The organism is Desertibaculum subflavum (assembly GCA_003576705.1).
GTDB classification, from domain to species: domain Bacteria; phylum Pseudomonadota; class Alphaproteobacteria; order Ferrovibrionales; family Ferrovibrionaceae; genus Desertibaculum; species Desertibaculum subflavum.
Genome location: QOZS01000007.1, coordinates 100,113 through 112,387, shown reverse-complemented (window position 1 = coordinate 112,387; position 12,275 = coordinate 100,113). Strand labels below are relative to the sequence as shown.

At 67.7% G+C, this 12,275-nt stretch carries 13 protein-coding genes; 6 read left to right on the top strand and 7 right to left on the bottom strand.

Annotated features, from left to right (window positions below; genetic code table 11):
- Together DT074_RS05655 and DT074_RS05650 are read right to left on the bottom strand one after the other, a co-directional pair.
- Complete coding sequence (locus DT074_RS05655) at window positions 1–552, bottom strand: carboxymuconolactone decarboxylase family protein (RefSeq protein ID WP_119418845.1); 552 nt, start codon at window positions 550–552, stop codon at window positions 1–3.
- A 26-nt stretch (window positions 553–578) separates the two neighbouring features.
- Entirely contained in the window at window positions 579–1,208 is a 630-nt protein-coding gene (locus DT074_RS05650; protein ID WP_119418844.1) for a glutathione S-transferase family protein, read from the bottom strand.
- A gap of 63 nt (window positions 1,209–1,271) precedes the next feature.
- Between DT074_RS05650 and DT074_RS05645 the strand changes: the two genes are divergently transcribed.
- The gene (locus DT074_RS05645) at window positions 1,272–1,850 is read left to right on the top strand and encodes a hypothetical protein (protein WP_119418843.1); all 579 of its coding nucleotides are present in this window, start codon (window positions 1,272–1,274) and stop codon (window positions 1,848–1,850) included.
- 9 nt (window positions 1,851–1,859) lie between these two features.
- On the opposite strand, the gene DT074_RS05640 is transcribed toward DT074_RS05645, so the two are convergent.
- Genes DT074_RS05640 through DT074_RS05630 form a run of 3 tightly spaced genes read right to left on the bottom strand, consistent with a single transcriptional unit; the run spans window position 1,860 to window position 5,668 of the window.
- Entirely contained in the window at window positions 1,860–3,497 is a 1,638-nt protein-coding gene (locus DT074_RS05640) for a S10 family peptidase (protein ID WP_162914652.1), read from the bottom strand.
- A 7-nt stretch (window positions 3,498–3,504) separates the two neighbouring features.
- Window positions 3,505–4,095: an HPF/RaiA family ribosome-associated protein gene (locus DT074_RS05635; RefSeq protein WP_162914651.1), complete on the bottom strand. Its 591-nt coding sequence runs from the start codon at window positions 4,093–4,095 to the stop codon at window positions 3,505–3,507.
- Between the two features lie 55 nt (window positions 4,096–4,150).
- Entirely contained in the window at window positions 4,151–5,668 is a 1,518-nt protein-coding gene (locus DT074_RS05630) for an adenylate/guanylate cyclase domain-containing protein (RefSeq protein ID WP_162914650.1), read from the bottom strand.
- A gap of 50 nt (window positions 5,669–5,718) precedes the next feature.
- Here DT074_RS05630 and DT074_RS05625 point away from each other — a divergent pair, with 50 nt between their 5' ends.
- Complete coding sequence (locus tag DT074_RS05625; RefSeq protein ID WP_119418839.1) at window positions 5,719–6,894, top strand: adenylate/guanylate cyclase domain-containing protein; 1,176 nt, start codon at window positions 5,719–5,721, stop codon at window positions 6,892–6,894.
- Window positions 6,895–6,898: 4 nt separating this feature from the next.
- Here the strand turns inward: DT074_RS05625 and DT074_RS05620 are convergent, their stop codons facing one another.
- On the bottom strand, window positions 6,899–7,819 hold the full coding sequence (locus DT074_RS05620) for a LysR family transcriptional regulator (protein WP_119418838.1): 921 nt from the start codon (window positions 7,817–7,819) through the stop codon (window positions 6,899–6,901).
- Between the two features lie 105 nt (window positions 7,820–7,924).
- On the opposite strand from DT074_RS05620, the gene DT074_RS05615 reads away from it, so the two are divergent.
- Together DT074_RS05615 and wrbA are read left to right on the top strand one after the other, a co-directional pair.
- Complete coding sequence (locus DT074_RS05615) at window positions 7,925–8,632, top strand: pirin family protein (protein ID WP_119418837.1); 708 nt, start codon at window positions 7,925–7,927, stop codon at window positions 8,630–8,632.
- 25 nt (window positions 8,633–8,657) lie between these two features.
- Window positions 8,658–9,257, top strand: a complete 600-nt coding sequence (gene wrbA / locus DT074_RS05610) for an NAD(P)H:quinone oxidoreductase (RefSeq protein ID WP_119418836.1) — start codon at window positions 8,658–8,660, stop codon at window positions 9,255–9,257.
- A 42-nt stretch (window positions 9,258–9,299) separates the two neighbouring features.
- Here wrbA and DT074_RS05605 read toward each other — a convergent pair whose 3' ends face one another.
- A complete protein-coding gene (locus DT074_RS05605) occupies window positions 9,300–9,800 on the bottom strand; it encodes a PAS domain-containing protein (RefSeq protein WP_119418835.1) in 501 nt (166 codons plus the stop codon).
- Window positions 9,801–9,970: 170 nt separating this feature from the next.
- Here DT074_RS05605 and DT074_RS05600 point away from each other — a divergent pair, with 170 nt between their 5' ends.
- Window positions 9,971–11,164, top strand: coding sequence for an ABC transporter substrate-binding protein (locus tag DT074_RS05600; protein WP_119418834.1), 1,194 nt, complete (start codon window positions 9,971–9,973; stop codon window positions 11,162–11,164).
- Between the two features lie 222 nt (window positions 11,165–11,386).
- Window positions 11,387–12,265, top strand: a complete 879-nt coding sequence (locus DT074_RS05595) for a branched-chain amino acid ABC transporter permease (protein WP_119418833.1) — start codon at window positions 11,387–11,389, stop codon at window positions 12,263–12,265.
- Window positions 12,266–12,275 lie beyond the last annotated feature (10 nt).

Below are 12,275 nucleotides of genomic sequence, written 5' to 3'. Positions count from 1 at the left end.
TCAGTCGGCCAACGGCATCGGCTCGCCCTCCGGCAGCGGCACCTGGGCCACGTTCAGCACCATCGAGACCAGGACGTAGTAGCCGCTGATCGCGAGCAGCTCCACCACGCCGGCCTCGCCGAAGGCCGCCTTGGCCGCCTGATAGGCCTTGTCGCCGACCTTGCGATTGGCGTGCAGCTCGCTGCAGAAGTCGTAGACGATTGTTTCGTCCGCCTGCATCGCCGCCGGGCGCTGCTTCAGGCGGATCGCCTCGATGACGGTATCGGCGAGCCCGCCTTGCCGCGCCAGCTTGGCATGCGCGTACCACTCGTATTGCGCCGTCCAGGCGCGCGCGGTGAGCAGGATCGCCAGTTCCGACAGGCGCGGCGGCAGCGAGGTGCCGAAGCGCAGCAGCTCGCCCAGATGGGCAACGCGACCGGCGAGGTCGGGATTGCGCAGCAATGCCGGGAACGGCCCGCCGACCCGCCCGCGCGGGCCCGATTTGATGGCATCGACCACCTTGCGCTGGGAGTCGTTGAGCTTCTCATCCGGAATCGGGGGCAAGCGGGACATCGGGCATTCCTCCTCGAGTTTCGTTGTTACGTCTTCGGATCGAGCTCCATGGCCACGGCGCGCTTCACGGCATCGCGCGCCGCCATGCGTTCGCGATGCGCCAATACCCGCGGCAGGCGCGCGAGATCGACGCCGTCGGCCTCCAGCCATTGCGCGAGCGTGAAGAGATAGGGATCGCAGATCGTGTAGGCCTCGCCCATCACCCAGGGGCCGCGCAGAATGCCCTGCTCGATCAGCGCGAAGGCGTCGCCGACCGATTGCGGCACTTTGCGCTGCATCGCCTGAAGCGCGGCCGGATCATCGGCCCAGCGATAGCCGCGCATGCGATGCGCATGCGCAACGTGCACGGTCGAGCAGAGATAGCTGTTGAACGATTGCATCTCGGCGAAGGCGAAGGGATCGTCGATCGGCGCCAGGCGCGCGGCCGGGAAAAGCTGGGCGAGGAAGACCAGGATGGCGGGCGTCTCGGTCAGCACGCCACGCTCGGTGACCAGCGCCGGCACGCGCCCCTTGGGATTGACCGCGAGGTATTCCGGCTTGCGCTGCTCCTCGCGGCGGAAATCGATGCGCACTGTTTCATACGCGGCACCGACATCCTCCAGTATAATGTGCGATGCCAGCGCGCAGGTATTTGGCGTGTAGAAGAGCTTGAGCACCGCGGCGCCTCCGGATCGGGAAGGCGCCATAGTCGCATGCCGACCAGAAGGAGCAAGCACGCTATGTCAACGTCCGACCCGAACCGCGTCATCGTCACCGGCGAGAACCCGTTCATCCGGCTCTCCGCGAAGGACGGCGATCCGAACAGCACGGAGGCGAGCTTCTGGCGCATCCTGTTCTCGCCCGGCGGCCCGGGCCATGTGCTCTACCTCAAGAGCGAGCTGACCCAGAACCGCTGGCGTATCTGGTCCGACAACATCGCCATGGCGCGCTGGCTGCAGCAGACCGTGCAGGGCATGCTGAACGCCGAGCTGAAGGACACCGGCATTCCGGTGACCGAGGCCACGTTCTCGAAATCCGGCGACCCGCGTTATTTCTGGACCGAGAGCCTGGTGGCGCGGGGCGAGGAAGTCGCGCTGACCTGGCACGATATCGGCGATCCGCTGCTGCTGCACATCCTGCCGAACCAGCTGCCGAACCGCCCCTACGGCGTCTGCACGGTGCTGATCCCCGCGGCGTCCACGCGCCTCACGCTCAATGGCGTGGCGGCGGCTGGACGATCCTGGCCGCGCGAGCGCGAGGGGCGGCCGTTCAGCACCTCGGCCCTTGCCTTCTCCGAGAGCTGGACAGAGGCGCGGTAGCGGTCCGCGCTATTTCGCCGGCGCGGGCACCGGCGGCCGGACGCGCACCGCCAGCGCATCCGCGAACAGCTTTTCCGCGTGGTCGCGGAAGAGCTTTCGGCTTTTCGCATGGGTGTAGAACATGTGCCCGCCATCGTAGACCTGAAGCGTCAGCTGATCGGCAAGCGCGGGGCCGAGATCCATGCGGTCGATCACATAGGTCGAAGCGAAATAGGGCGTCACCAGGTCGTAGCGGCCATGCACGATCAGCAGGCGCAGGTCGGGATTGACCGACATCGCCGTCTTCAGGTCGTCGGCGGCGCCGATATAGCCTTGGCTGCGGTTGCCGCCGCGCCAGGCCCAGCGCCGCGAGACGTCGCGGTTGAGCAGGTGGTAGCGCAGCTCGGTCTTGAAGTTGAGCTCGTCGCGCACATAGGCGTTGAAAGCCGAAGTGAGCGGGGCGGTGAGCGCCGCCAGCAACGGATCGGGACCCCAGGCCTCGGCCCGGCCGGGCGCGGGATCCGGCGCCGTTACGGTGCCGTCATAGGCGCTGAGCACACGCCCCTGGTCGCGCAACAGAGCCTTGGCGAACAGGCCGCGCGACAGGCGGCCGCGGTGCCGGCGTAGCGTCTCCTCGTCAATGCCGGTGAGCTCGGCGAGCCGCGCCCAGGTGGCGCGGCGCTGCGCGCTCTCCTCGGCGCCCGGCGCCGGCTTCGGGCCGACCAGCAGGCCGAGATAAGAGCCGACCGCGAAGGCCTCGACATCCTCTGCCCCGGCCGCGGCCTCGCCACCCGCCTTCTGACGGCCATGCGCCGCGGCGGTCGCGGCATAGCTCGGCAGAAGCGTCACCCAATGCATCGGCCTGTACGCATCGCCGTAGAGAAGGCTGAATTCCAGTACGGGCGACACCAGCACGGCCCCCGCCGGCGCCACCCCGATATCCTCCGGCAGCGACTCGACCAGCACCGCGACGCGGAAGCCGCCATAGCTCTCCCCCACCAGGAAGACCGGCGAAAGCCAGCGATGCGTGCGCGTGAGGTAGAGGCGGATGAACTCGGTCAGCGCCCGCTTGTCGGCTTCCACGCCCCAGAAGCTGTCGTCACGCGGATCCTCTTCGGATGCGGCCTGCGGCTTCTCCTTCTCCGCCGGCTTGAGCGAGCGGCTGAAGCCGGTGCCGATCGGATCGATGAAGACGAGATCGGCGAAGGGCAGCCAAGTCTCCGCATTGGCGACGAGGCGCGCCGGCGGCGGCGGAATCGAGCCGTCGTCGTTGAAACGGACGATCTTCGGCCCGAGCGCGCCGAGATGCAGATAGGCCGAAGCGGCGCCCGGCCCGCCATTGACCACGAAGGCGATCGGCCGGTCGCGCGGCTCGGCCTCGGCCAAGCGATAGGCGGTGTAAAACATCTCGCCCTGGCGCTCGCCATCGTTGGCCGTCACGATCACGGTGCCGATCTCGGCAGTGTAATCGAGGCTCTTGTCGCCGATCGTCAGGGTGTGGCGGCTGGTGACGGCCTCGCGCTGCACCGCCGGGATGGGGCCCGGCTTCTCGATCGGCGCGGGCGGTGCGAGTGGCGCCTGCGCGAGAGCCGGCTGGCCGGCTAACGTCAGCGCGAGCCACAGCGCGGCACCGAATCGCAACCCGCCCTTCTTCGTGTACGCAGCCACGCCCACGCTAGGGCTGTCGTTCCAGCTGCCGCGGACGGATCGGCCGCACCGTCGTGGCCTGCGGGCCATCGGGACTTTCACCATCGATGACAGTCAGCTGCACCGGGGTGCCCACGTCAAGCGAGCCGAAGCCGTCCTCGGTCACAGAGTTGCGATGAAAATACACTTCGCGGCCATCGGTGGTCGCAACGAAGCCATAGCCCTGGGCCGCGAACAGGCGCAGCACCTTCCCCTGCAGCGGCGCATCATGGGCCTTGACCTCGCGCCTGAGCTTCTCGGCATAGCCGGCGAGCTGACGTTCCAAGGCGTCGAAGGAATCGCGAATCGCGATCCGCAGGTCGGTATGGGCGCGGACATCGCCGGGCTTGGAGTTCACCGCGAGTTCGGTGCCCGGCACGCGGAGCTCGATCCGAACGTCGTAGGTGACGTTGCGCGCCGTGCCGCCGGTGGCGCTCCGCTGCTCGGCATCGATCCAGACATGGCAGCTGGTGATGCCGTCGAAGCGCTCGTCCAGGCGCGCGGCGCGCGCCTCCACCATCGCCTTGGCGGCGTCGGACGCGTCCATGTTGTTGAAGCTGAGTTCGAGTGGCGACTGCACCTGAGGAATCCTTTGCATATCGGGGCGATCCCCCCCGAGATGCCAACGCGGCGGATCACGCCGTGGTTCCGACGGTTTCCTCCAGAGTGTGCAACTCCAGGGTTTCGCTGCGGCCGCGGATCGGCACCTCGCCGATGCGCCGGAAGCGGAAGCCGTCGGCGGCGAGGCAGCGCGTCGCCTCGCTGACCAGGATGCGCGTGCCATGCGCCTTGTTCAGCTCCTGCAGCCGGGCTGCCATATTCACCGCATCGCCGAGCAGCGTATAGCCGAGCCGTTCGCCGGCGCCGATCGTGCCACCGACCACCATGCCGGTGTTGATGCCGATCCGCGTCTTCAGCCGGACGCCGCCGGTGAAGACCCGCGGCGCCAGGGCCTGCTGGATTGCCAGCGCGGCCGCGATGGCGCATTCCGCATGACGCTCGTTGGCGAGCGGCAGGTTGAAGCTGGCGAACAGGCCGTCGCCGCTGAAGCTGTTGACCACGCCGCCATGGCGCTGGATCGGCTCCAGCACCACTTCGAGATATTCGTTCAGCACCGCGATCAGCGTGTCGGGCTGCAGCCGCTCGGAAAGCGCGGTGAAGCCCTCGATGTCGGTGAACATCAGGGTCGAGGTCCGCATCTCGCCCTTGAGACGGCCGTCGCCCGCCTCCTGCAGCAGCGCGGCGGCGACCGTCTCGCTGACATACTTGCCGAAGGTCTCGCGGATGCGGCGGCGATCGCGCAGACCTTCGACCATGCGGTTGAAATGCGAAGTGACCTTGCCGATCTCCTCGTTCGACGTGACCGGCAGGCGGATCGAGAGATCGCCGTCGGCAACGGCGCCGATGCCGGTCTCGAGCCGAGAGAGCGGTCGCGTCAGCGCGCGCGAGACCCAGAACAGCGTGACGCCCAGCGCAAATGTGGCCCCGATCAGGTCGATCGCCACCTCGCGCATCAGCCGCTCGCCGTCATAGCTGACGATCTCGCCGGCGATCAGCGCCAGCGGCGCGAGCGAGACGAAGATCAGCGCGATCGCCACCTTGAAGGAGAAGCGGCCGAAGAACAGGCTGAGATTGACGCCATGCGCCTCGAACAGGAAATGGCAGAGCCGTTCGAGATAGCCGCTGATCAGGAAGTAGGTGAACACGAAGCCGAACAGCAGCTGCACGACCAGGGTGACGAGGCTGTCGGTCCAGGTCGGCAGCGGCACGCCCATCGTCGCCGCGCCCAGTACCAACGGAGCGAACAGGCGAAACCCCAGCATCGGGAGATAACACCACATGACCAGCGTGGCGGATCTGAGCGGCAGCTGAGTCAGCCGCCGCTCGATGCCGGCAAAGTCCTCCCCGCCGAGCAGAAAGCGATGCACCGGGCGGTAGAGCAGCCGCGCCCCGACATGCACGCCAAGGCCGAGCACGAGCCCGCTGGTCAGCAGGTTGCGCAGGAACAGCTCGGGCAGGCCGAGGATGCCGGAGAAGATCGCGCTGATGACCACGTCGATCAGGAACGGCATGGCCATGGCGGCATAATAGCGCCGCTCGATGGCGCGCCGCTCGGCCGGCATGTCGGCACACAGGATCCGCGATTCGTTCATGGCCGGCGAACATAGCATTGCGGCGCCGCGATACCCGCTATGATTGTCCGATGGCAGGAGATGCGCAGTCGGTCATTCGCTGGATGCTGCACGAGGGGCGGCTCATTCCGCGCACGCGCGAGTTCGGCGCCCAGATGTGCGAGCGCATCCTGGCCGCCGGCTTTCCCATCGCGCGGGCGTTCTGCGGCGTCGATACCCTGCACCCGCTGATCAAGGGCACCGCCTATGTCTGGCGCCGCGACGCGCCCGGCGCGGAGCGGCTGATCGCCAGCCTGGCGGCATCGCAAAGCGACGAATTCCGCCTCAGCCCGCCGCGCCATGCGCAAGTCACCGGCCAGCAGCTCCGCCGCCGCTTGGAAGATCCCGCCTGTCCGATGGACTTCGCGGTGCTGCACGACTTCAGCGCCGCAGGCGGCACAGACTATCTCGCTCTGCCGATGCGCCAGTCCGACGGCACCAACAGCGTGATCACCTTCCTGTCCGACCGGGCCGGGGGCTTCGGCGATGGCGACATCGCCGGGCTAACGGAGATCGCTGAAGTGCTGGCGGTCATCGTCGAGCTGCAATCGGCCCGAAGCACGGCCAGGACCCTGCTCGACACCTATGTCGGCCGGCGCACCGGCGGGCGCGTGCTTTCCGGCGCTATCGTGCGCGGCGCGGTCGAAGATATCGAAGCGGTAATCCTCTACGCCGACCTGCGCGGGTTCACGGAGCTTTCGGAGGCATTGCCGCGCGACGATGTGCTGGCGTTGCTCAACGACTGGTTCGAGATCCTGACGGGGGCGGTGACCGGCGAGGGCGGCGAAGTGCTCAAGTTCATCGGGGATGGTCTGCTCGCCATCTTCCCGGCCGAGGCGGCGACCACGCGCGAACGGGCCGCCGCCGCCCTTCGGGCAGCGCAGGCCGCCATCGCCGCGATCGACCGCCGCAATCGCGAGCGCGAAGTGGCTGGTGCACCGGTGATGCGTTTCGCCATTGCTTTGCATCTCGGCGAAGTCGCCTATGGCAATATCGGCGCACCGGACCGGCTCGACTTCACGGTGATCGGCGCGGCCGTCAACCACGCCAATCGGCTGGAGCGGCTCGGTGCCGGCCTCGACCATCGGCTCGTGACCTCGGCCGCCTTCGCGGCGGCGACCGGCGAGGGCCTCGCAAGCCTCGGCCATCACCAGCTGCGCGGCGTGCGGGAGGCGCAGGAGGTGTTCGGCCTGGAATCGCCTGCCTGAAGTCTCACGCCTGTTGGCGTCGGGCCGGCTCGCTCCCGCGCAGATCGCGCAGGCAGGCATCGGCGACCACATCGGCAAGCGCGCGGGCCGCCGCGTTGACCCGGCCGGGCGGCAGCAGGAGATGGACCGGCAGCGGCGGCTCCTCGAATGCCTCGAGCAGGGGCACCAGACTGCCGTCGGAAACCTGGGGGCCGACGATGAAGGTCGGCATCTGCACGACGCCGAGTCCCTCACATGCCGCCCGCACCAGAAGATCGCTGTTGTTGGCCCGGAAGGCCGGTCGGATCGCCACTTGAATCTCGGCGCCACCGCGCCGGAAGCGCCAGCGCTGCACGCTGCCGATCGGCCCGTAATGCAGACAGCGATGGTCGGCGAGCTCCTCGGGCTTCTCCGGGCGGCCCGCGGCGATGACGTAGGCAGGCGCGGCGCAGACAATGCGCCGAACCTCGCCGAGGCGGCGGGCGATCAGGCTCGAATCGGCGAGGTGGCCGACTCGGATGCCGAGATCGAACCCCTCCTCCACCAGGTCGACGAAGCGGTCATTCAGCTCGACCAGCATCTCGACACTCGGATGGCGCGCGACGAAGTCGAGGATGGCGCCGGCCAGGTGGCGCAGGCCGAAGGCGAGCGGCAGCGACACCTTGATCGGACCGCGCGGCTCGAGCTGCTGCGCCCGCGCTTCCGCCGCCGCCTCCTCATAGGCATCGACCAGGGCGCGGGCGCGGGCATGGAAGGCGGCGCCGGGGCCGGTGAACGCCACGCGGCGGGTCGTGCGTGACAGCAGCCTGACGCCGAGTTCCTCTTCCAGCTGGGCAACCTGACGGCTCACCAGGGCCTTGGAGAGACCGAGCCGGCGGGCGGCGGCCGAGAAGCTGCCCACCGACCCGACTTCGGCGAAAGCGCGGAGGGCGTCGATGCGGTCCATAGGCCCACTGTCTCAATTTCTGCAACAGTTAGTCAAACTATGGCGATATTGTCTACAGCCATGCTGCGCGCTTTCTTCAGGGCGAGTTCGCGACGGAGCATCCCGATGATGTACATCCGCAAAAGCGAGGACCGCGGCCGGGCCGAGCATGGCTGGCTGTCGGCCCGCCACAGCTTTTCCTTCGCCGAGTATCACGACCCGCGCTTCATGGGGTTCAGCGACCTCCGCGTCATCAACGAGGACCGGGTGGCGCCGGGCGGAGGCTTCCCGACCCATCCGCACCGCGACATGGAGATCGTGACCTACATCCTGGACGGCGCGCTGGAGCACAAGGACAGCATGGGCAACAGCGCGGTGATCCGGCCGGGTGAGGTGCAGCGCATGACGGCGGGCACCGGCGTGCGCCATTCCGAGTTCAATGCGAGCCGGACCGATCCGGTGCATCTGCTGCAGATCTGGCTGCTGCCCGAGAAGGGCGGCCTGGAGCCGGGCTACGAGCAGACAGCGTTTCCGGCTGCCGAGCGGCAGGGCAAGCTGCGCCTGGTCGCCTCGCGCGACGGCCGCGACGGCTCGGTCACCATCCACCAGGACGCGGAACTCTATAGCGCGCTGCTGGCCAAGGGCGAGGCGGTCACGCTGAAGCCGGCAACGGGCCGCAAGCAGTGGATCCAGGTGGCCCGCGGCCAGGTCAGCGTCAACGGCAACCCGCTGATCCAGGGCGACGCGGTCGCCATGGCGGAGGAGCCCGAGATCACCGTGATCGGCACCGCGGCGGGCGAGAACGCCGAGATCCTGTTGTTCGATTTGCGTTGAGAACCTCAAACCCGGGAGACGGACCATGACCAAGGTATTGGTGCTCTACTACTCGATGTACGGCCATATCGAGACGATGGCGAACGCCGTTGTCGAAGGCGCCCGGTCGGTGCCCGGCGTCGACGTGACGCTGAAGCGGGTGCCCGAGCTGATGGATCCGGAGACCGCGAAGAAGGCCGGCGCGAAAGTCGATCAGGCCGCGCCGATCGCCGCGCCTGGCGAGCTCGGCGATTACGATGCGGTGATCGTGGGCACGCCGACCCGGTTCGGCAACATGCCCGCGCAGCTGCGCAATTTCTTCGACCAGACCGGCGGCCTGTGGGTGAAGGGCGGACTGGTCGGCAAGGTCGGCTCGGGCTTCGTCTCCACCGGCACCGGCGGCGGCAACGAGTCCACCCTGATGTCGCTCTACAACACGCTGGTGCATCACGGCATGGTGATCGTCGGCCTGCCCTATGCCTGCCCGGAACTCGCCGACATTTCCGAACTGAAGGGCGGCAGCCCCTGGGGTGCCGGCACGATCGCCGGGGCCAAGGGCGAACGCCAGCCCAGCGCAAAGGAACTTTCCATGGCGCGCTTCCAGGGCGCCCATGTCGCCAAGATCGCGGCCAAGCTGAAGGGCTGATTGCCGTGGGTGCGAAGGCGGCCGAGCGGCGCCTTCGCACCCTCAACTCAGCGTCACATCGAAATCCATCGCGCCGAGCAGCATGGTGACCGGTCCGCCGGGCGGGCCGAGCGGCAGCACCACCAGCTCGTACGCCGCATAGTCGCGGTGATACCAGTCGAGCCGGCGCCGGTTGACATAGGCGAGGCCGGTCCTGACCACGCTCTCATAGACCTCGCGCACGCCGATGCCCTCCTCGCCGAACACGTCCTCCGGCGTCCGCCCGGTGGCGTTCACGCCGAGAACCTCGGTCACCATCGTGCCGACCAGCCGGTAGCGGAAGTCCAGCGGGGGGCCCGGCAGCACGTCGGCCAGGAAGAGCAGGGGCAGGATCCGCTTGATGTCGACGGGATCGATGTCGGCCCGGGACGGCATCCGCCGCCGGCCGCGACGGGCCAGCCAATAGTCTCCGAGCTCTCGCAGCCGCTCCGACTGCAGGTCCATCCAGATCTGGTCGGGCGGCCCCACGACACCAAGCATGGCGGTTCCGATGGCGAATCCCACTTGGTTGACATCCTAGCGCGCTCAATCCTTAATCCAAACCAACGCCCGACGAGCCAAGGGGAGTGGCCGCGGGAGCCTCGCGCCACGGCGCTGCCAATGGCTTTTCGCTGTCATCCCCTTCTCTTTGCGCGGCGCCATGGGCCGAACGGCCCCAATGGGGAGGCTGACCGATGAAATCGACGGCATTGCTGCTGGCCGCGACCGCGCTCGTGGCATTCGGCTCCGCGGCAGCGGAAGCGCAGGAGCGGGTGGTCAAGATCTACGGCTTCGGCGCCAAGTCCGGCGTCGTGCGCTCGTTCGGCATCAACAGCGAGGCGGCGATGAAGGCGGCCGCCGACGAGATCAACAAGGCGGGTGGCATCAAGCTCGGCGATGGCGCCAAGGGCAAGGTGGAGGTCGAGTTCCTGGACGACCGCTGCAACGCCGAGGAAGGCATCTCGGTGGTGCGCCGCATCGCCTCGACCGAGGCGCTGGTCGCCGTCGGCCCGACCTGCTCCAACGTCGCCGAGCCGCTGTTCGGCGTCCTGCAGAAGAAGGCGGGCGATGCCGGCGATACCGGGCTGCAATTCCCGATCTTCACCGATGTCGCGGTCAAGGGCGGGCTCGCCAAGATCTCGGAATGGGCGTTCCGCAACGTGCCCTCCGAAGCGGCGATGTACGACAAGCTGTTCGCCTGGCTGAAGACGACGAGGCCGGAGCTGAAGACCATCTATGGCGGCGTCGAGGAAGATTTCGCCCATAGCCGCGCCACCTGGTATTCGGTGATGAAGGAGAAGGCCGGCGCCGGTGGCCTGCAGGTGAAGGGCGAGTCGAAATGGCTGCTCGCCGACACCAACTTCTCCACCCAGGTACGCGAGATCAAGGCGGCCGGGGCGGACATCGTCGCCATCTCCGCGCATCCCTTCACGACCTGCGGCGTGCTGAAGGAAATGCGCCGCCAGGGGGTGAAGCCGAAGCTGCTGATCGGCCTCACCAGCTCGTCCAGCCTCGAGACCCTGCAGGGCTGCGCCAAGGAAGCCGAGGGGATCGTCATCCCGACCAGCTTCGCGCCGGTGACGCCGGAGGCCGAGACGGCCGCCTCGATCGTGGCCAAGTTCAACGGCAGCCTCGACCTGCATTCCGGCGCCGCCTACGAGAACATGTTCATCCTGAAGGACGTGTTCGAGAGCATGAAGGTGATGGGCAAGCCCGACACGGTGGCGGCCGACCGCGACAAGGTGCGCCAGGGCCTGGCCAAGCTGCAGACCACCAAGGGCCTGATCGGCACCGTGAAGCGGACGCCCGACCGCGAGGCCGAGAAGCCGTTCCTGTTCGTCTACGCCAAGGACGCCAAGTGGGCGGTGCTGCACAACCCGATGAATTGAACCGGCCTGCCCACATGCGCCAATAGCCCTCTCCGCCCACCTTGGTGGGGGGAGAGGGTTGGGTGAGGTGGGGAGGATGCGTTTGGGGGCAAAGTTGCAAAGCGGTCAGTTCATCTTCGGCGGGGGCGTCTTTTGCCCGCGCACCCTCACCCCGACCCGCTCCCTCAACGAGATGAGGGAGAGGGAGAACGGTGACGGCATCTCCGTCTTCGATATCGCCGCATGATCGACCTCGCCCAGTCGATCGTCGACGGAGTGCTGTTCGGGACCACTTATGCCGTGATCGGCATCGGCTTCACGCTGATCTTCGGCGTCATGCACAAGATCAACATGTCGTTCGCCGCCGCCTCGATCGCCGGGGCCTATTCCGGCCTGCTCGTATTCCTGCTGTGGAAGACGGCGCCGCCGATCGTCGTCTTCGCCACCTCGGCGGCGCTGGCCGGCCTGATCGGCTATGCGATCTACCTTCTCTGCTTCCGCTTCATCCCGATCGCCTCGCCGCTCGCCACCTTGATGTCCACCGTCGGCATGCTGCTGCTGGTCGACGAGATCATCGTACATCTGACTGCCGGCATGCCGCTTTCCTACCCGGCGATCTATGACGGCTATCCGATCGAGCTCGGGCAGCTGATCCTGCGGGTCGACCTCCTGCTGGTCTTCCTGGTCTGCCTGGTCGCCATGGCGGTGCTGCTCTACCTGCTCTACCGGACGCGGCTCGGCATCGCGACGCGCGCCGTGGCGCAACAGCCGGTGGCGGCGCAGCTCTGCGGCATCCGCCTGACGCAGGTGAACGCCATCACCTTCGTGATGACCGGCACGCTGGGCGGCATCGCCGGCGCGATGATCGGCGCCTCGGTCGGCGTGCTGTCGCCGCTGCTCTCCCTGCCGCTGACCGTGAAGGGCCTGATCGTCACCGTGATCGGCGGTCTCGGCAGCATCCCCGGCGCCATCGTCGCCGGCCTCTTGGTCGGCGCCTTCGAGAACGTGTTCCAGATGTGGCGCGGCGTGACCGAGCGCGACATGTACGTCATGCTGCTGCTGTTCGCCTTCCTGGTGTTCCGGCCGGGCGGATTGTTCCGCATCGCCGGCGCACGCGACTGAGGCCGAGGGC

What these genes read in the sequence shown, in the direction of transcription:
- DT074_RS05655 (WP_119418845.1), bottom strand. Translation starts at nt 552, where the DNA reads ATGTCCCGCTTGCCCCCGATTCCGGATGAGAAGCTCAACGACTCCCAG.
- DT074_RS05645 (WP_119418843.1), top strand. Translation starts at nt 1,272, where the DNA reads ATGTCAACGTCCGACCCGAACCGCGTCATCGTCACCGGCGAGAACCCG.
- DT074_RS05630 (WP_162914650.1), bottom strand. Translation starts at nt 5,668, where the DNA reads ATGAACGAATCGCGGATCCTGTGTGCCGACATGCCGGCCGAGCGGCGC.
- DT074_RS05625 (WP_119418839.1), top strand. Translation starts at nt 5,719, where the DNA reads ATGGCAGGAGATGCGCAGTCGGTCATTCGCTGGATGCTGCACGAGGGG.
- DT074_RS05620 (WP_119418838.1), bottom strand. Translation starts at nt 7,819, where the DNA reads ATGGACCGCATCGACGCCCTCCGCGCTTTCGCCGAAGTCGGGTCGGTG.
- DT074_RS05615 (WP_119418837.1), top strand. Translation starts at nt 7,925, where the DNA reads ATGATGTACATCCGCAAAAGCGAGGACCGCGGCCGGGCCGAGCATGGC.
- wrbA (WP_119418836.1), top strand. Translation starts at nt 8,658, where the DNA reads ATGACCAAGGTATTGGTGCTCTACTACTCGATGTACGGCCATATCGAG.
- DT074_RS05600 (WP_119418834.1), top strand. Translation starts at nt 9,971, where the DNA reads ATGAAATCGACGGCATTGCTGCTGGCCGCGACCGCGCTCGTGGCATTC.
- DT074_RS05595 (WP_119418833.1), top strand. Translation starts at nt 11,387, where the DNA reads ATGATCGACCTCGCCCAGTCGATCGTCGACGGAGTGCTGTTCGGGACC.